Annotated in this window: 15 protein-coding genes; 8 read left to right on the plus strand and 7 right to left on the minus strand. The window is 72.6% G+C overall.

Going from position 1 to position 18,834, the window contains the following annotated elements; all coding sequences use genetic code 11:
- Nucleotide 1: 1 nt before the first annotated feature.
- Both QEZ54_RS19595 and QEZ54_RS19600 read right to left on the minus strand, forming a co-directional pair.
- On the minus strand, nt 2–1,033 hold the full coding sequence (locus QEZ54_RS19595; protein WP_281306106.1) for a hypothetical protein: 1,032 nt from the start codon (nt 1,031–1,033) through the stop codon (nt 2–4).
- Entirely contained in the window at nt 1,030–2,337 is a 1,308-nt protein-coding gene (locus QEZ54_RS19600; protein WP_281306107.1) for an MFS transporter, read from the minus strand. Before QEZ54_RS19600 ends, QEZ54_RS19595 begins: the two co-directional genes overlap by 4 nt.
- 257 nt (nt 2,338–2,594) lie before the next feature.
- Between QEZ54_RS19600 and QEZ54_RS19605 the strand changes: the two genes are divergently transcribed.
- Both QEZ54_RS19605 and QEZ54_RS19610 read left to right on the plus strand, forming a co-directional pair.
- A complete protein-coding gene (locus QEZ54_RS19605) occupies nt 2,595–3,998 on the plus strand; it encodes a DNRLRE domain-containing protein (RefSeq protein WP_281306108.1) in 1,404 nt (467 codons plus the stop codon).
- A gap of 100 nt (nt 3,999–4,098) precedes the next feature.
- Nucleotides 4,099–4,569 (plus strand): hypothetical protein, encoded by a 471-nt coding sequence (locus QEZ54_RS19610; RefSeq protein WP_281306109.1) that lies wholly within the window; start codon nt 4,099–4,101, stop codon nt 4,567–4,569.
- Between the two features lie 107 nt (nt 4,570–4,676).
- On the opposite strand, the gene QEZ54_RS19615 is transcribed toward QEZ54_RS19610, so the two are convergent.
- Nucleotides 4,677–5,429: an alpha/beta hydrolase gene (locus tag QEZ54_RS19615; protein WP_281306110.1), complete on the minus strand. Its 753-nt coding sequence runs from the start codon at nt 5,427–5,429 to the stop codon at nt 4,677–4,679.
- Between the two features lie 182 nt (nt 5,430–5,611).
- On the opposite strand from QEZ54_RS19615, the gene QEZ54_RS19620 reads away from it, so the two are divergent.
- The 3 genes from QEZ54_RS19620 (at nt 5,612) to QEZ54_RS19630 (ending at nt 7,877) form a co-directional block, all read left to right on the plus strand.
- A complete protein-coding gene (locus QEZ54_RS19620; RefSeq protein WP_281306111.1) occupies nt 5,612–6,412 on the plus strand; it encodes a TIGR02452 family protein in 801 nt (266 codons plus the stop codon).
- A 209-nt stretch (nt 6,413–6,621) separates the two neighbouring features.
- A complete protein-coding gene (locus QEZ54_RS19625) occupies nt 6,622–7,062 on the plus strand; it encodes a GNAT family N-acetyltransferase (protein ID WP_281306112.1) in 441 nt (146 codons plus the stop codon).
- Nucleotides 7,063–7,181: 119 nt separating this feature from the next.
- Nucleotides 7,182–7,877 carry a pyrimidine 5'-nucleotidase gene (locus tag QEZ54_RS19630; RefSeq protein WP_281306113.1) on the plus strand — a complete coding sequence of 232 codons (696 nt, stop codon included), beginning with the start codon at nt 7,182–7,184 and terminating at the stop codon, nt 7,875–7,877.
- Nucleotides 7,878–7,923: 46 nt separating this feature from the next.
- Here QEZ54_RS19630 and QEZ54_RS19635 read toward each other — a convergent pair whose 3' ends face one another.
- Entirely contained in the window at nt 7,924–8,316 is a 393-nt protein-coding gene (locus QEZ54_RS19635; protein WP_281306114.1) for a DUF3224 domain-containing protein, read from the minus strand.
- Nucleotides 8,317–8,530: 214 nt separating this feature from the next.
- On the opposite strand from QEZ54_RS19635, the gene QEZ54_RS19640 reads away from it, so the two are divergent.
- Nucleotides 8,531–10,444, plus strand: coding sequence for a M4 family metallopeptidase (locus tag QEZ54_RS19640; protein ID WP_281306115.1), 1,914 nt, complete (start codon nt 8,531–8,533; stop codon nt 10,442–10,444).
- Nucleotides 10,445–10,581: 137 nt separating this feature from the next.
- Complete coding sequence (locus QEZ54_RS19645; protein ID WP_281306116.1) at nt 10,582–11,019, plus strand: Calx-beta domain-containing protein; 438 nt, start codon at nt 10,582–10,584, stop codon at nt 11,017–11,019.
- A 48-nt stretch (nt 11,020–11,067) separates the two neighbouring features.
- Here the strand turns inward: QEZ54_RS19645 and QEZ54_RS19650 are convergent, their stop codons facing one another.
- Nucleotides 11,068–14,091, minus strand: a complete 3,024-nt coding sequence (locus QEZ54_RS19650; protein ID WP_281306117.1) for a BTAD domain-containing putative transcriptional regulator — start codon at nt 14,089–14,091, stop codon at nt 11,068–11,070.
- An 88-nt stretch (nt 14,092–14,179) separates the two neighbouring features.
- Nucleotides 14,180–14,476, minus strand: coding sequence for a hypothetical protein (locus QEZ54_RS19655; RefSeq protein WP_281306118.1), 297 nt, complete (start codon nt 14,474–14,476; stop codon nt 14,180–14,182).
- 116 nt (nt 14,477–14,592) lie between these two features.
- On the opposite strand from QEZ54_RS19655, the gene QEZ54_RS19660 reads away from it, so the two are divergent.
- Nucleotides 14,593–17,400, plus strand: a complete 2,808-nt coding sequence (locus tag QEZ54_RS19660; RefSeq protein WP_281306119.1) for an AAA family ATPase — start codon at nt 14,593–14,595, stop codon at nt 17,398–17,400.
- Nucleotides 17,401–17,408: 8 nt separating this feature from the next.
- On the opposite strand, the gene QEZ54_RS19665 is transcribed toward QEZ54_RS19660, so the two are convergent.
- The gene (locus tag QEZ54_RS19665) at nt 17,409–18,581 is read right to left on the minus strand and encodes a hypothetical protein (RefSeq protein ID WP_281306120.1); all 1,173 of its coding nucleotides are present in this window, start codon (nt 18,579–18,581) and stop codon (nt 17,409–17,411) included.
- Nucleotides 18,582–18,834 lie beyond the last annotated feature (253 nt).

Consider the following 18,834-nt stretch of genomic DNA (forward strand, 5'->3'; position numbering starts at 1 on the left):
GTCACAGCCCGGCGGGCGACTCCGCGTTCGACACCAGCAGCGACGGCTCGCCGGACCCGTCGGCGGGCACCGTCCAGATCGACGGCGTGCCGTCGGCGGCGCGCAGCGTGTACGCCACCGTCGCATCGTCCAGCCAGGCCGCCTGGTCGTCGACGCTGCGGGTCTCGGCCAGGTTGGTCACCCGCATCGTGTCCAGGTCCAGCCGCGACAGCCGCCACCCGTTGGTCGGCTGGTCGTCGATCGCCTGCTTGAACGCGATGCGCCTGCCGTCGGGCGACAGCGACGGGCACTCCACGTTGCTCGCCAGCGTCCGCACCGTACGCGCCGCGAAGTCGCCCTCGACCAGGTAGCGCTTGCCGCCGGTGGCCATGGTCGCGTAGAAGCGGTTGTCGTCGGCGGTGAAGGTGACGCCCCAGAAGTTGACGTCGGCGGCCGTGTGCCGTGCGCCTTCGACCGTGACCGCGAACTCCTCCAGCGAGTTCACCAGCGCCCCGCCGCGCGTGTCGTAGATCCCGGTGCGGGTGGAGAAGCCGCCGCTGTTGTAGGAGTCGCCGCCCACGAACGTCGTCCACGCCACCATCCGGCCGCTGGCCGACACCCGCGCCCGGTTGGGCAGGCCGGGCACGGTGAACTCCTTGGTGGTGCCCAGCTTCGCGTCGAGCACCATCAGCTGGTACGTCCACGCGTTCACGGGGTGGATGCAGACCCCGGTGCCCGCCGCCGCGTAGGTGCGTACGCACTCCAGCGCGGCCAGCGAGCGCGACCCGTCCGGGTCGGTGCGGGCCGAGACGGCCAGGTGACGGTCGCTGACGAACAGCAGGCGCGGCCCCGGGTCCAGGGTGACCGGCACCGTGGCGACCGGCGCGGGCTCACCGCGACGCCCGGCGAGCACGGTGTACGCCCCGGCAGCCAGCAGCAGCGCCACGCTCGCGGTGACCGCGACCAGGATCCGGCCCCGCCCCGGCGGTGCGCTCGCGGGGACGTCGGTGCTGGTCGCGTCGGTGCTGCTCGCGTCGGCGGTGCTGGTGCTCATCGGGTCGGCTCCACGGGCTGGGTCGGGACGGCGGGGCGGGCGGTGGCGCGGGTGCGCAGCAGCGCGACCGTGGCCGCGATCGCGACCAGCACGGCCGCGGCGGCGACCCGGCTGGCGGCCTGCGGGCCCCACAGCGTCCAGGCCAGCCCGAACAGCACCGAGGAGACGAGGTAGGACAGGGCCTGGCCGGTCTGGATCAGGGCGATGCCGGTGGTGCGCAGCCGCTCCGGCAGCACCGGCCCGGCCAGCGCCATCAGCACCCCGTCGGTGGCGGCGTAGAAGACACCGTACAGCCCGAGGGTCAGCACGAGCAGCGGCCAGCCGCCGACCGGCCCGAACACCAGCAGGTACGTGACGGCCAGCGCGGCGTACCCGCCGAGCAGCACCGGCAGCCGCCCGACCTTGTCGGCGAGGATGCCGATCGGGGTGGCCACGAGCAGGTAGCCGAGGCTGGTGCCCGCCGCGAGCAGCGGGAACCAGACGAGGCTCACCTCCTCGCGCCGCTGCAGCATGAGGTAGAGGAAGCCGTCGCCGATGGTGGCCAGGCCCAGCAGGCAGGCGGCGAGCACCAGGCGGCGGACGGGCGCCTCGGCCAGCAGCGTCGCGGCGTCGCGCAGGCGTACCGGGGCGGCGTCGGGCTTGGCGGGCAGGGCGCCCCGGTGGTCGCGTACGAACAGGGCCAGCAGCAGCACTCCGACCGCGGCGACGCAGAAGCTGGTGACGAAGACGGCGTCGTAGGACTGCGCGGCGGCGGCCAGCACCCCCAGCGCGACCAGCGGCCCGAGGAACGCGCCGATGCTGTCCATGGTGCGGTGCACGCCGAAGGCCCGGCCCAGCGCGTGCGGGGGAGTGGACAGCGTGATCAGGGCGTCGCGGGGCGCGGTGCGCAGCCCTTTGCCGGCTCGGTCGGCGGCGATGACCAGCCCGATCGCCCCGGTGGAGCGCCCGGCGGCGAGCAGCCCCAGTTTGGCGACCGCCGACAGGCCGTACCCGATCCCGGCCACCAGCTTGCGCCGGTGCGTCCGGTCGGCGAGGTAGCCCCCGGCCAGGCGCAGCAGCGCGGTGGCGCCGGTGTAGACCCCGTCGATGGCGCCGTAAGCGAGCGGGCTGAGCTGCAGGCCGAGCACCAGGTACAGGGGCAGTACGGCGGTGACCATCTCGGAGGAGACGTCGGTGACCAGGCTGACCGCGCCGAGGGCGAAGACGTTGGCGCTGACCGCGCCGAACCGGCCGCGCCGCCCGGTGCGCTCCCCGGTCGGCGGGGCGCCGGTCGGGGTCCCGGACTTGACGGTGGACAGGTACACCGGCTGCGTCTCCTTAGGTGCTGCGTTGCGGCCCATCCTCGGCCGGTCACGGCAACGCACGGTCGGCACCAGGCACCGGGCGGACGTGCATCCGGTGAACAACCGGTGTCCGCCGTGGACATGGTTCGAGCGTGCACCCCCTGGCCATCCGAGGCATACACGATGTTCACTTAATGGTGCCCCATCCCCACCGATCAGTCCCCGCATTCCCCGCGCTGGCACCCGATCCAGTGACCCCCCTCCGAGAAGGGACCGACATGCGCAAGGGACGCATCCGCGTCGCGGGTACGGCGGGCACGGCACTCGTGCTCACCGTCGCCGCAGTCACGGCTGTCCTGACGGCGTCGGCCGACCTGGCCGCCGCCGCCACCGCCACCTTCACCCCGGTGGCCGACACCTACGTCCAGCAGAGCACCGCCTCGACCAACTACGGCACCGCCACCCAGTTCATCGTCGACAGCTCACCGGCGCGCCGCAGCTTCCTGCGGTTCACCGTGAGCGGCATCAGCAGCCCGATCACCAGCGTCAAACTGCGCATCAAGACCACCTCGGCCCTCGACGCGGGCAGCGCCGCGGGCGGCGTCTTCAAGGCCATGTCGAACAAGACCTGGTCGGAGACCGGCACCACCTGGAACAACCAGCCCGCCATCGACGGCGCCACGGTCGCGACGCTGGGCGCGGTCGTCCGCAACACCTGGTACGAGATCAACGTGACCTCGATCGTGACCGGCAACGGCACGTTCAGCTTCGGGGCCAGCTCGTCCAACAGCGACGGTGCGTACTACGACTCGCGCGAGAGCGGAGCCGACTCGCCGCAGCTGGTGGTGACCACGAGCACCACCCCGTCGCCCAGCCCGTCGGTCTCGGCGCCCGCCGGGGACCCGGTGCTTGTCGGCGCCGGTGACATCGCCAGCGACGGCAAGGGCGACGACGCGACCGCCGCGCTGCTCGACACGATCCCCGGCACGGTCTTCACCACCGGCGACAACGTCTACACCAGCGGCACGGCCGCCGAGTTCGCGACGTACTACGAGCCGACCTGGGGCCGGCACAAGGCGCGCACCCGCCCGGCGCCGGGCAACCACGACTACTACACCGCCGGTGCGGCCGACTACTACAGCTACTTCGGCGCGCAGGCCGGGGCCGCGGGAGTGGGCTACTACTCGTACAACCTGGGCAACTGGCACGTCGTGGCGCTGAACTCCAACATCGCCATGTCGGCGGGCTCGGCGCAGGAGGCGTGGCTGCGCGGCGACCTGGCCGCCAACACGAGGCCGTGCACCCTGGCGTACTGGCACCATCCGCTGTTCACCTCCGGTGCCAACCACGCCCCCGACACCACCACCCGCCCGCTCTACCAGGCGCTGTACGACTACAACGCCGACGTCGTCGTCTGGGGCCACAACCACCAGTACGAGCGGTTCGCGCCGATGAACCCCGCCGGGGTCCTCGACAACGCCCGGGGGATGCGCTCGTTCGTGGCGGGGATGGGCGGGGCCGACTTCTACGGGTTCGGCACCATCCAGGCCAACAGCCAGGCCCGCAACAGCGACACCTGGGGGCTGCTCAAGTTCACGCTGCACGCCGGCGGCTACGACTGGCAGTTCGTCCCGGAGGAGGGCGGCACCTACAGCGACAGCGGCACCGGCACCTGCCACTGACGTGCCCGACCGCGGTGCCCGGGTCCGCGCGGACCCGGGCACCGCGCCATGGGCGGCGAGGCTTGTTGCAAACGACTGGCAACAAGGGAAGACTTCAGGTGTGCCGCCCACCGTCGCCGTCGAAGTCGTCCTGCTGTCCGAGCAGGACGGCCGCCTGTGCTACCGCGACCTGCGCGGGCCGCTGGTCGACGGGCTGCACCCCGACGACCTGGCCCGGCGCCTGGCCGGGCTGACCCTGTGCGTGCCGGGCGCGCTGCTGCACTCCACCTCGTGGCGGATGGACGAGGGCGCGGTGGTGCTCACATACGCCGCGCTGCCCGACCTCGACCCCGGGGCGCGGCCGCGGGCGGTCCGGGTCGATGCCATGTCCGGTGGCGGGCACCCGCTGACGCCCAGCCCGCACACCGTCGACCTGGACGCGGTCGCCGTGCACGCGTGCCGCCACCTGGCCATGCTGGCCACCACCGACGAGACCGTCGAGGGGGTGGTCCCGCTGCTGCCGGGGCTGTGGGAGCTGCTGCGCAAGCTGCCGCCGAGCCCGGCCGGCGCGCTCGGACCCGCTCCGCTCTGACCGGGGCGTCCGACCTGCTCGCCGACCGTGCGGTGAAGCGGGCGGCGAGCAGGTCGAACAGGGGACCGGCCGCGTCCATGAGCGGTGGGCACGGTCGGCGGCTCGGATCAGACCGGTGCGTGAGCGGCGAGGAACTCGAAGAACGCCTTACGGGCCAGCGCGTTGGTGTTCGGATTGATCAGCCGGACCCCGTGGCCGTTGTCGGTGACCAGGACCAGCCTGCGGTCCGCGCTGGCGGTGGTGGCGTCGCTCATCTGCCGCGCCGCCTCGGCGAAGCGGGGTTCGCCGGTGCCGCACAGGTACAGCACGGGCATGGTCAGCTCGTCGGCGACGTTCAGCACGCTCTTGCCGACCGCCCCGAACGCGAACGGCGCGGAAAGGCTGACCACGGCCACCGGCTTCGGCGTCAGCTGAGTGGCCGCGACCAGCACCGAAGTGCCGCCCATCGACGCGCCGACCAGCGCCACCGTGGTCGCGCCCTCGGCGCGCAGCAGCTGCACCGCCTCGGCGACATCCTCCTCGAATGGCCGGGCGGTCAGTTCAGCGGTGCCGTGACCGTTGAAGTCGAACGACAGGACCCGGTAGCCCTTGTCGCGCAGCTCCAACGCCACGGCGGCCCAATAGCACAGGTCGGCGTCGGCCTCGTGCGCGAGCACGACCCCGGCAGCCCCGGTGCCGACGACGACGCCGTCGAGTCCGTGGCCGAACCGGACCACCTTCCCGGCCGCCGTGAACGCCGGGCAGGCCGCACCCGGCACGGCCACGGTGCTGGTCGGCGTCGGTGCCGCGCTGGGTGAACCGGTCGTGCAGCCGCTCAGCGCCAGCAGCATCGCCGCGCCGAGCATCATCCGTCGGGACATGTCCGTCCTCTCGCCTCTGTCCAATACTTACGAACAGGACGCAAGAAAGCATCGTAACGTTGTCAAAAATGAGATTGTCACTGCCTCCGTTGGTCGGGTCGGTCTCCGCGGGTCGCGGCAAAACGGTTGAGCCGGCGGTGTCGGACTGCCTAGCCTGCGCTCATGCTTGACAGGACAGAAGCGTGAGCGCCCGGCTGGCCGAGATCGGCCGCCGGACCGTGCAGATCGCCGAGGACGGCGAATACACCAACCCCTCCGGCGCGACGGTGCAGATCGGCGCCGAGGTGCGGGCGGCGGTGGCCGGCACCCGCCACTACGTGCCCGAGCGGCACGTCGAGCCGGTCGGCCCGGCAGGTGCCGCGCGGATCGAGGTGACCCGCGAATCCACCCTGGTCGCGGCGCGCCGGACCGGAGCCGACGCGGCGACCCTGGTCTTCGCCTCGGCCAAGAACCCGGGCGGCGGCTTCCTCGGCGGGGCCAAGGCGCAGGAGGAGAGCATCGCCCGCTCGTCGGCGCTCTACCCGGCGCTGCTGGCGGCACCGGACTTCTACGCGTACCACCGAGCCCAGCGCGACCTGCGCTACAGCGACCGTGTGGTCTACTCGCCCGGGGTGCCCGTGTTCCGCGACGACAAGGGCGGGCTGCTCGACGAGCCGTACCGGACGTCGTTCCTGACCGCGGCCGCGCCCAACCTCGGCGCGATCGTGCGCAACCAGCCCGAGCACGCCGCCGACGTGCCCGCGGTGCTGCGCCGCCGGGCCCGGCGGGTGCTGTCGATCGCGGCCGCGCACGGCCACCGGACGCTCGTGCTCGGTGCCTGGGGCTGCGGGGTGTTCCGCAACGACCCGACGGTCGTGGCCGGCGCGTTCGCCGAGGCGCTGCGGGCCGTCGACCGCTTCGACCACGTCATCTTCGCCATCTACGACAACCTGCCGCACACCCCGGTGCACGCCGCCTTCGCCCGCGCCTTCACCACCGCCTGAGCCGGACCCGGCGCCCTCTGACTCGGAAGCTCGGGCGTGGGCCCGCCCGTTCGCGGGGGATCGCGGTGGCGAAGTCACACCCTATGTGATGTGGCCACACCGCATAGGGCGTGGGCCCGCGCATCGGATGGTCCCGGGCGCCCGGCTGCCGCAGCTGCGGTGGCGGCAATCCGTTTTCATGGCGCGAGCAGGGTAGGTAGTCTCGCCGCGTGATCGAGATTCCTACCGAAAGACTCATCCTGCGCGACTGGCGTGAAACGGACCTGCCCGCGTGGGCGGCCATCAACGCCGACCCTGAAGTGCGCGAGCACCTCGGGCCGGTGTGGGACGAGGCTCGGTCCGCGGCCTCGATCGCGCACTACCAGGAGGAGCACCGGCGCAACGGGTTCGGGTTCTGGGCCGTCGAGCAGCGCGACCGCGGCGAACTGATCGGGTTCGCGGGCCTCGACGTGATCGACCCGGACATGCCGTTCCAGGGCGTCGAGATCGGCTGGCGGCTCGCCCGTTCCGCCTGGGGCCACGGGTACGCCTCCGAGGCCGCCCTGGCCGTGCTGAAGTTCGGATTCGAGACGGCCGGGCTCGACGAGATCCTGGCGATCACCGTGGCGGCAATGTCCGTTCGCAGGCGGTCATGCGGCGCATCGGCATGACCCACGCCACCGACCTCGACTTCGACCACCGAGAGACCCCGGACGGCGAACTTCTCCGCCACATCGTGTACCGCAAGCACCGCTGAGCGCTGTCGGAGTGGGCCGTTACGGTCTCGCCCATGGTCACAGCTGATCTTCAGAAGTTGGACGACGTCGACACGTGGATCTTCGACCTCGACAACACGCTGTATCCGCCCGCATTGGGACTGACCGGGCAGATGGATGCGCGGATCCGGCAGTTCCTCGCCGAGTTCTTCGGGCTGGACGAGCACGGCGCCCGGGCAAGGCAGGCCGAGTTGTGCCGTGAGCACGGCACGACGCTGCGCGGGCTCACCGTCGCCCACGGAGTCGACCCGCATGAGTTCATCGCGCGGGAGTACGAGATCGACTACGACGCCCTGCGTCCGGATGCCGCACTTGACGCGGCGCTCGCAAAGCTGTTGCCTGGCCGCCTGCTCGTGCACACCAACAGCGTGGCCGAGCACGCGCGGGTGGTGCTGGACCGGCTCGGCGCGGCGTCGCGGTTCGAGGCGGTGTTCGATCTGCTCGCCGCCGAACTCGTACCGAAGCCGGATCCGGACGCCTACCGGCGCCTCGTCGAACGGCACGGGATCGACCCGACGCGCGCGGTGATGGTCGACGATCTCCGGCACAACCTCGAAGTGCCGCACGCCATGGGTATGCGGACGATCTGGGTCGACCACCACGGCCGCGCGGACAGCCTCCCGCCCGCTCATGCGGCCTGGCCCGACCTCGTCACGTCGGACCTGACCGCCCTGCTGACCCAGGTCGCTGCTACGCGGGCGCGGAAGTGAGGGCGAGGTCGCGTCCGGGACGCTCGCCCGAGAGGACGGCGGCCGCTCAGGCCGCGTCGAGGTCGTAGTCGAAGGTGTAGCGGTGCTCGCCGTCGACGATGTCGATCGCGAACGTGCCGCGCAGGCCCGCCAGCTCGCCGGTGCCGGAGTCGGGCACGACGACCACGCTGAGCGTGCCGTCGCCGCGTGACATCAGCCCGCTGTGCTGGAGCACGAACGTGCCGGTACGGCCGTGCAGGGTGCCGGTGACCTGGTCGATGGCGACGTACCCGGCGGAGTCGGGCACGGTCGAGCCGACCGACAGCATCTGCGCGATGGCGGTGGCCTGCAGGTCTCCGCTGATCTCCTTGCTGACCCGCATCCGCCCGATGGCCGGGTCGCCGCTGTCCAGCTGCTCGAAGCTCACCTTGAACGTGCCCGTGGCCCTGGCGCCCATCATCCTGCCCCCTCAGTCGACGACCACCCCATCCCAGCAGACGCCACCGACACCCCGTTAAGAAGGGGCCCTTCCGCTACGTAATGCGATAAGAAGGGCCCCTTCCTTTCGCCTGGGGCGCAACCGGCGCACAACCTTGCGGCAGCCCTGGCGCAGCCCTGCGACAGCCGGTGGGCCGTGCACTGGGCTCATGGCGTACACGGAAGGGAGAATCGTCATGAGACGGTGGCGGATGAGCGCCGCGCTCGCGGTCGCGCTGGTCGGCGGCAGCATGGTGGCGCTGCAGTCGGGTTCGGCGCAGGCGGCGGCGACGCCGGAGGAGACGGCGATCGCGCGGGCCAACGAGGCGATCCGGTCGCACCCGGACCTGTTCCAGGTGTCCGAAGGTGACACGTTCACGGTGTGGCGGGCCAACGTGGCGCGCAGCGGGGCCGCGCACGTCCGGTTCACCCGCGAGTTCAAGGGGCTGCCCGTGCTGGGCGGTGACCTCGTGGTGCACCTGGCCGCCGACGGCGGCCTCGACGGGGCTTCGCTCACGCTGGCCCGGCCGGTCGGCGTGGACGTGGCGCCGAAGGTCGGCGCCGAAGAGGCCGCCAAGGCCGCGCGGGAGGCGCTGCGGGCCCGGGAGGTCGGTACGCCGCAGCTGGCGGTCGACGCGGTCGGCGGCACCGGCGTGCTGGCGTGGGAGGTGCCGGTGACGCTGGAGGAGGGCACCGCCGAGGCGGTCGTGTCGGCCGTCGACGGCAGCGTGGTGCGCTCGGCGCGGCTGGAGCAGGAGGTCGCCGGCACCGGCGACAGCGTCTACTCCGGCACGGTGACCCTGCAGACGACCCTGCAGGGCGGGCAGTACAAGCTGATCGACCCGACCCGGGGCAACGCGACCACCTGCAACCTGAACCACGCCATGTCGGGCACCTGTACGACGTTCTCCGACGCTGACAATGTCTGGGGTGACGGGAACCCGGCCACCGACCAGAGCGCGGCGGTCGACGTGGCGTACGGCGCGGCCAACGCGTTCGACTACTACAAGAACGTGCTGGGCCGCAACGGCGTCTTCGACAACGGCGTGGGTGTCACCTCCCGGGTGCACCGGGGCGTGGACTGGGTCAACGCCCGCTGGAACAGCACCGCCAAGGTGATGGAGTACGGCGACGGCGAGGGCGGCGTCCATCCGCTGGTGTCGCTGGACGTGGCCGGCCACGAGATGTCGCACGGCGTGACGCAGGGCGCGGTGCCGCCCGGCGGCCTGGTCTACTCCGGCGAGTCGGGCGGGCTCAACGAGTCCACCAGCGACATCTTCGGCACGATGACCGAGTTCTACGCCAACAACCCGCAGGACACCCCCGACTACCTGCTCGGGGAGGAGATCGACATCTTCGGCAACGGGGACCCGCTGCGCTACATGTACGACCCGGACGCCGACGGCGCCTCGAAGAACTGCTTCTACAACGGTGTGGGCAACCTCGACCCGCACTACTCCTCGGGCGTGGCCAACCACATGTTCTTCATGCTGGCCGAGGGCAGCGGGCAGACCGCGTACGGCACCAGCCCGACCTGCGACGGCTCGTCGGTGGTCGGCATCGGCCGGGACAAGGCCGCCAAGATCTGGTACAACGCGCTGAACAACTACTTCACCTCCGGTGAGACTTTCGCGCAGGCCCGCGAGGACACCCTCGACTCGGCCAAGGAGCTGTACGGCAAGTGCAGCTCGGCGTACTTCGCGGTGGCCAGGGCCTGGGCGGCGGTGAAGGTCGGCCAGCCGCTGTCCTGGCTGAGCTGCCTCAAGATCTTCCACATCGTGTGGATCGAGTGGCCGCGCAACCCGATCCCGGACCCGGGCCCGCTGAAGTGGGTCACCAAGGTCCAGGAGAAGGGCGTCCAGGAGGTCGTCGAGGTGGGCGTGCACGTCAGCCACCCGCGCCGCGGCGACCTGCAGATCGACCTGGTGTCGCCCAGCGGGAGGTCGTACCGGCTCAAGAGCGCCGACCGCGAGGACCGGGGTGCCGACGTCGACGAGACGTTCCCGGTGCGGCTCGGGCAGGTGCTGGAGCCCGGTGAGTGGACGCTGGTGGTCGAGGACACCGTCAAGGGGGAGGGCGGCCGGCTGCTCGGCTGGACGCTGCTCTACTGATCGATGAACGTCCGTGCCTGGTCGGCGGCCCCACGGCCGTCGGCCAGGCGCACAACCTTTCCACAACCGTGCCGCCCTAGCGTCGTCGGGGTGGCCGTCCTCCCGGCCACACCGTGCTTGAGCTCTGGAGTGGACACATGAGACGCATCGTACGTCGGCTGGGCGCCGCGGCCCTGACCGTGTTGACGACGATCCTGCTGGTCCCGGCCCCGGCGCAGGCGGCGCCTGCCGGGCTGGCCTGCGGCAGCGACTGCTGGGTGCTGTCCAAGGACGCGATCTGCTGGGAGACCGAGCAGTGCCCGATCGACCTGGTGATCAAGGGCAAGATCGGTAAGGGCGGCGTCGCGGTCCGGTTCTGGACCGAGGACCTGCGCGCCCAGGCGCCCGACGACTACGAGCCGGTCAAGGAGGGCCTGCTGGAGCTGGTCGAGGGCGACACGGAGCGCAGCATCACGCTCCGGCTGGTCGCCGACGGGGTCGCCGAGCGCGACGAGACGCTGCGGGTGTGGCTGACGACCGGGCTCGGCGAGCCGCTCGCCGTGACGGTGACCATCCTCGACGCCGAGAAGCGCTGACAGGGTGCGGGGTGGCGGCGGGTCCGGGTCTACCGGGCCCGCCGCTTTTCAGTCCAGGCCGGCCAGGGCGTCGGCCTCGGCCAGGGCGTTGGCCTTGCGGTACAGGTCGATCGCGTGCTGCCGGTGCTCGGCGGCCGTGTCGCGGTCACCGGCGAGGTCGGCCAGCGCGGCCAGGTCGCGCAGGACGCAGGCGGTCTCGTACGGGTCCGGCGCCCGGCTGCGCAGCGCCAGCGCCAGGTGCAGGAACCCGCCCGCGGCCACCGGGTCGGGCCGGTGCAGGTGCACCCGCCCGATGCTGGCCAGCGCCACCGACTCCAGGTGCTGGTCGGCCAGCTCCTGGCTGAGCGCCAGCGCCTGCTCGAACTCGGCCAGTGCCGCGTCGTGGTCGCCGCCGCGCAGGTGCGCGGTGCCGATGGTGGTGCGGGTGTCGGCCTCGTAGCGGCGGTCACCCGCCAGGCGGCGTACGGCCAGTGCCTGGTGCAGGTATGACAGGGCGTCGGCGAGCTCGCCCCGGGCCAGGCGCGACTGCCCCAGGCTGCTCAGCGCGGCCGCCTCCAGGCGGGCGTTGGGCAGCTCGCGGCTCAGCGCCAGGGCGCGGGTCAGGTACGCGTCGGACAGCTCCGGGCGGCCCATCCGGACGTAGGCGTCGCCGATGTTGTTGAGCGACAGCGCGATCCCGAGCCGGTTGTCGATGCCGGTGTGCAGCGCCAGCGCCTGCTGGTACGCCTCGACGGCCTCGTCGAAGCGGCGCAGCCCCGCGCAGGCCACCGCGATGTTGTTGTGCACGTGCCCCTCGCCGCGCTGGTCGCCGCAGCGGCGCATCAGCGCCAGGGCGCCCTGCAGCGCGTCGATCGCCTCGTCGTGCCGGTGCGTCTGGATCAGCGCCACCCCGTACGCGCTGCGCATCAGCCCCTCGGCCGCCGGGTCGCCGTCCACCTGCGCGGCCCCCACCGCCTGGCGGCACAGCAGCACCCGGTCGCCCCAGTGCCCGCGCGAGTCGTAGAAGCCGGTCAGCAGGTAGGTGAGCTGCCAGGCGGCGGTGGCGTGGCCGTGGCGGGCCGCGTACGACACGACCGGCAGCAGGTTGGGCCGCTCGCCGTCGAGGAACGCCAGCGCCGCGTGGTGGTCGGCGAACTCCGCCGGCCGCGCCACCTGCGGCCGCACCCGGTCGCGGCCGGGGTCGACGATCCGGTTGGCGGCGTCGGCGACGCCCAGGTACCAGTCCACGATCCGGCCCGCCGCCGCGGTCCGCTCGGCGGCGCCGTCCTCGGTCTCGGCGCGCTCGCGGGCGTACAGCCGCAGCAGGTCGTGCAGCCGGTGCCGCCCCGGCGCCTCCTCGGTGACCAGGTGCGCGGTGAGCAGCTCAGCCAGCGCCCGCCGGGCCGGTCCGGGCCGCTCGCCCAGCGCCGCCTGCGCGACCCCCGCGCCGAACACCGGCCCGGGATGCTGCCCGAGCAGCCGGAACAGGCGGGCCGCGGCGGGCGACAGGGCCCGGTAGGCCCCGGCGAACACGGCGCGCACGCTGCGCGCGTCGCCGGGCACGGCCAGCTCGTCGAGGCGGTCCTCATCGTTGAGCTCGTTGTTCAGCTCGGCCAGCGCCCGGCCGGGGCGGGCGGCGAGCTTCGCGGCGGCGATGCGCAGCGCCAGCGGCATCCGGTCGCACAGGTCCGCGAGCTCGGCGGCGGCCTCCGGCTCGGCCCGTACCCGCTGCTCGCCCAGCACCCGCGCCAGCAGCGCCACCGCCTCGTGCCGGTCGAGCGCGCCGAGGTCCACCGCGCGTACGTCGTGGTGCGTGGCCAGGGCGGTCGGCTGGTGGCGGCTGGTCACCAGCAGCAGGCTCGCGCCACCGGCCGGGACCAGCGGCAGGACCTGCTCGGCGTCGGCGGCGTCGTCCAGCACGAGCAGCACCCGCCGCTCGTGCACCAGGCCGCGGTAGAGCGCCGCCCGCGCCGCCGGGGCGGCGGGCAGCCGGTTCTCGGCGACGCCGAGGCTGGTCAGCACATGCGCGAGGGCTTCGGCCGGGTCGAGGGCGCCGACGGGGTCGTGGCCGCCGAGGTCGAGGAAGATCTGACCGTCGGGGAAGTGCGGGGCGGCCCGGTGCGCCCACTGCACGGCCAGGGCGGACTTGCCCATACCGGCGGGTCCGGCGATGTGGCCGATCCGCCGCTGCCCCGCCAGCAGCGTGTCCAACGCCGACAGCTGCGCCTCGCGGCCGGTGAAGTGGCCGGCGAGGGCGGGCAGCTGCGCCGGGCGCGGTCCGGCGGCGACGGCCGGGACCTGCGGCGCGGCCGCCTGCACCGGCGCTGCCGGGGCGGCCAGCGCCGGGTCCTCGCGCAGGACGGCGGTGTGCAGGCGCTGCAGGGCCGGGCCGGGGTCGGCGCCGAGCTCGTCGGCCAGGTGCACGCGCAGCCGCCGGTACGCCTCCAGCGCGTCGGCGGGCCGCCCGCACCGGTGCAGCGCCAGCATGTACAGCTCGACCACCCGTTCGCGGTGCGGATGGTCGACCAGCAGCCGCTCCAGCTCGCCGACGGCCTGCCGGTGGCGGCCCAGCCGCAGCTCGGCGTCCCACAGCTGCTCGATCGCGCACAGCCGCACCTCGTTGAGGCGGGCGGCCTCGGCGGCGGCCCAGCCGGTCGGCTCGCCGTCGGCCAGCGCGTCGCCGCGCCACAGCAGCAGGGCCTCGCGCAGCTCGGCCGCGGCCCGGTCGGGGTCGTCGGCGTCCAGGCGCGCCCGCGCCGAGGCGACAGCGGACTCGAACAGGTGCGCGTCGACCGACTGCGCCGGGATGTCCAGCCGGTAGCCGGTGTGCTGGGTGCTCAGGGCGCCGTTGAGCCCGCACGCGTCCAGCGCCTGGCGTACCCGGGCGATGTGGCTGTGCAGGGTCTTCACGGCCGTGCGCGGCGGGTCCCAGCCCCACAGCGCGTCGATGAGCCGGGGCTGGTGCACGACGGTGCCCGCGTTCATCGCGAGCACCGCCAGCAGCGCCCGCTGCCGGGCCCCGATCAGCGCGGCCGGGCCGCCGGTGCCCGACGCCTCGATCGGGCCGAGCACGCGCACCCGCGACTCGCTCACCGCGCACCCCTTTCCGCCGGCTCCCACTCAGACTGGCAAACCATCCGGGGGTACGGCCGCAGACTGTCGCGATGCCGTCGCAGCACGGTCAGGCGGTCCAGCCCAGCCACGCCTCCCCGGCGCTGATCACGGCGAACCAGAACGCCGCGGCGACCACCGGCACGGCCAGCACCCACCAGGGGCGGGTGCGCCACCACATGATGCTCGCGATGAACAGCGCCGCCCAGACGATCATGAGTACGGCGACCGCCCAGCCCGGGGCGAGCAGGCCGCTGGCGGCGTACCAGACGGAGATGAGCAGGTGGCCGGCGAGCCCGACCATTCTGGCGATCTTCGCGGCGAGACTCAGCTGCGTCGCCGCCTGCGGCGCCGGTGCCTCGGTCATCCTCGCTCCTTTCGGCGCGGCCACGTGCCGCGGTTGGCAGCAGCGTGCCAGAGCGGACACCGCGGAGCAATCAACGATGAGTCCGGCGTACGCCCCGGCCGGTCTAGGCTGGGCACGTGACGGTCGTCATGCCCGTTCTCGCGGGTCGGGACGCGGAGCTGGCCCGACTAGACGCGGCCGCCCGCGCGGCCGCGGCCGGGCAGGGCGGCATGGTCCTGATCGTCGGCGAGAGCGGCATCGGCAAGACCACCCTGCTCGACGTGGCCGCCGACCGCTGCCGCGACCTGGGCATGCGGGTGCACCAGGGCGCGGCTGAAGAACTCGAACAGGAGATCCCCTTCGCCACCCTCGCCGCCTGCCTCGGCATCGGACCCGCCAGCACCGACCCGGACCTGGCGCCGCTGTCGGGCCTGCTGCGCGGCGAGGACGTGTTCGTCCACGGCGTCGCCGCCGCCGACCACGAGTACGCCATCGGCGAGGCCGTGCTGGCCCTGGCCGACACCTGGACCACCACCCGGCCCCTCGTGCTGATCGTCGACGATCTGCAGTGGGCCGACACCGCCAGCCTGCACGTCCTCGACCGGCTCACCGAGGGCCTGGCGAGCATGCCGCTGCTGCTCATCCTGGCCAAACGGGCCGCCGACCGCCGCGGCGAGGTGGCCGCCTTCTGGTACTGCCTGCGCGACCGGGGCGCGGCGCAGCTGCGCCTGGCGTCGCTGTCCGACGACGCCGTCGCCGACCAGGTCACCGCGCTGCTCGGCGCCCCGCCCGGACCGCGGCTGCGCGGCCTGCTCGACGGCGCCGCGGGCAACCCTCTCTACATCCGCGAACTGGTCACCGCGCTGCGCGACGACCAGTCCGTCCACGTCGCCGACGGCTGCGCCGAACTCGGCGACCGCGCCAGCGGTGACCTGCCCGGATCACTGGTCGGCGTGATCGGGCGCCGCCTGGACGCCCTGCCCGGATCCACCCGCGACGCCCTGCGTACCGCCGCCGTGCTCGGCGGCTCGCTCAGCGCGGCCGAACTCGCCGAAGTGCTGGACCGCCCAGCCGAGGACATCGCCGCCGCCCTGGGCATCGCCGCGCGCGGCGGGCTGATCACGACCGGACCCCGGACCCGGTTCCGGCACGCGCTGATCTGCGAGGTGCTCGCCGCCCAGGTCCCGGCCACGGTACGGGCCGCGCTGCACCTGCGCGGGGCGAGGGTGCTGGCGCGCCGGGGCGCCTCGGTCACCCGGGTCGCCGAACAGCTCGCCCAGGGCGCGACGGTCGATCCGGCGATGCGCGACTGGCTGGCCGAGCACGCCCGTACCCTCATCGCCCGCGCCAGCGGCCGCGCCGTGCTGCTGCTGCGCCGCGCCCTGTCCACCGGGGACCCGGCCCGCGCCGACGAGCTGCGGCTGCACCTGGTCCGGGCCCTGCTCTGGCACGGCGAGCTAGACGCCGCCGAGGCGAACGCGCGCCAGGCGCTCACCGCCGCGCCCGCCGCCGACCGCGCCTCGCTGTACTGGCTCCTCGTGCAGGCCTGCTACCGGCAGGGACGCCTCGACGACGCGCTCGCCGTCGTCCAGACGGCCGTGGCCGACCCCGACGTCGGCGAGGTGAGACGGGGACGGCTGCACGGGATCGCCGCCGTGGCCAGGATGTTCCAGGTGCGCTTCGACGACGCGGCCGAGCAGGCACGACGTGCCCTGGACAGCGGCGCGGCCACCGGTGACGAGCACACGCTGGGGCTGGGCGAGCTGGCCATGGCCGCCGTCACGACCATCGGCGGCGACGTGCCCGGCGGGCTGGCCCTGGCCTGCCGGGCACAGCGGCGGCTCGGGCAGGGAGTGCTGCCGGACCTGCAGGTCGACCCGGACGCGACGGTGGCGTACTGCCTGATCGGCCTCGACCGGCTCGCCGAGGCCGACGAGGCGCTGGCCGTGGCCGCCGAGCGCAACCGGCGCACCGGCGGGGCGTACCTCGCGTTCACCCACCGGCTGCGCGCCGCCGTGCGGTTCTTCGACGGCCGCTGGGACGACGCCCTGCTGGAGATCCAGACCGGCCTGGAGACCGCCGACCCGCTGGGCGAAGCAGGGCGGCTGCGCGGGCTCGCCGACGTCATCCGCGTGCACCGGGGCCGCTGGGCCGAGGTGGGCGCGACCCTGTCCGAGCAGGCCGAATCGGTGTACACAGGCGGTGATCAGAGCTACGCGCGCTGGGCGTACGCGCTGACCCGGGAGGCGTCGGCCGGGGCGGCCGAGGCGCTGCGGCTGCTGCTGCCGGTGTGGGAGCAGGCGGACGGGATCTTTCCGAGGCGGGTGGTGTACCGGATCTGCCCGGACCTGGCCCGAATGGCCGCCGCCTGCGGGGAGCGGGAGCGGCTGGCGCGGCTGGTGGCGGAGCTGGACGAGGTCGCGGGGGAGGAGCCGTGCCCGAGCCTGGGGGCGACCGTGCGGCTGTGCCGGGCGCTGACCGAGGACGACGTCGCGTCGATGCTCGCGGCGGCGGAGTCGTACGCGCAGGCCGGGTGGCGGCTGTGGGAGGGGTACGCGTACGAGAACGCGGGAGTGCTGCTCGCGCGGGCGGGGCAGGCCGGACCGGCCCGGCAGCAGGTGGACCGGGCGCTGGCGATCTACGAGCGGCTCGACGCGGAGTGGGACGCGGGGCGGGCGGGGGCGCGGCTGCGGGAGGCGGGCGTGCGACGCGGGGTGAAGGGGCGGCGGGGGCGGCCGAGGCACGGCTGGGCGGCGCTGACCGAGACCGAGCGCAGGGTGGCCCTTATGGTGGCCGAGGGGATGTCGAATCCGGAGGTCGCGGCGCAGATGTTCCTGTCCCGGCGTACGGTGCAGTCGCACGTCTCCAGCATCCTGGCCAAACTGGAGATCAGCTCGCGGGTGGAGCTGGCGGTGCTCGCCACGCGTGAAGCCGCACTGGACTGATTACTCCGTCACTGGCGGTGGTCTCCGGCCAAGACTTCGTCCCCGGTCGGGTGAGATCGCTCGACCTGGTTCGACCCCGCATGATCCGGCTTCCGGGCATAAAACTTGAATCGCATCAGCGTCCACACCCCGAGCCCGCACGCGACCAGTATCGGGATCCCATCGGTCAGCAAGCCTTGAAGCCTGAACACCGCGAGTCCGAATGTCAGCTGTCCGACGATGGCGGTGATGATGACGGCGCGGACCAGCCGACGGGCGAACTCCGGTTTCGGGGGGCTGCTCGGTGTGCGCTGATCGACCTGGATGCCTCGTTTGTCGGCCGCCATCGTGGCAGCCCATGTGAGCATGCGGATAACCGCTGTGAACGCTGCCCACAGCATCATGATGAGGAAGATCCACCCTCGACTTCCACTATCCCCGTACAGGGCGTTGAGGCTCGTGCTGAACGGGATGGCTACGGCGGTTCCGTAGCCCATCGTGGACTGCCGTGCGGCCAGGAACCATGATTCGGCAGTGGACTTGAGCTGGCGCTTATTGAGACGCAGCTGCAGCCCTCGGGACCGCCAGAAGAACATCATGACGACCGTTGCGGAGGCTACCAGCGCAGAGATCGCGACGACCTCGGAGTACGGGAGGTCATTCCACTTGCCCTGATGCTCAATAAGGATAGGGGCCAGGGTCGTGGGCGTTATCGTCAGCACATAAATGATGACTGTCGGCCGGACTGCACTGCGCGCCTGGTAGATCGCGTAGATGGACCAGGCTGCTACGACGATTTTGATGATGAACGAAAGATAGTGGAACTTGGCTTCGCCTTCCGCGATCAGTGCGAGGTCGCTGGCGACCAGGGCACACAGGAACACGGCCAGCAATACCATCGCGAGGACGCTGGGGAGATCCATGTCTGGTCGCTTGCCCGGATTGAGCGCCCTCTCCACCCGTGCACGCACGGGTGGCTCGATGTATCTCTGAAGCAGGTAGCGGAGAAACAGTGCAAGCGCGAACACCGCTGCCGTCCGGAGCAGGCCCTTGAACGCGGTGCGAGGGGTGAAACGCTCGCCGCGCTGGCCCGCCAACCAGTCGATGAACACGTCCAAGACCTTGTCGAAACCCGCGTGCATGATCGCTCGAAAAGAGGTCTCGATGACACCTGTCTGACGTGGAGCACCATTCTCGCTCATGCTTCTCCGGTTGGTTGGGATGCGGCCTTACCGCATCCAGAGCATCTGCATCACAGTCGCATGTGGAGGCACTACTGTCGTCCTACGTACATTGGGAGCCTTGGAAACTCTTTCCATGAGTGAGTGACAAAGGGTCAGGTTGAGATGTCTGTCCGGGTGACCCCGCAGTCGTGCTCATCTTCAAGGCAAGGATGGCGGTTGCCGTCGGTGGTCAGCCGACATCGGCCGACGTCGGCTTCCTCGGCACGGCACA

Source organism: Catellatospora sp. KI3, assembly GCF_029948125.1.
Lineage (GTDB): Bacteria > Actinomycetota > Actinomycetes > Mycobacteriales > Micromonosporaceae > Catellatospora.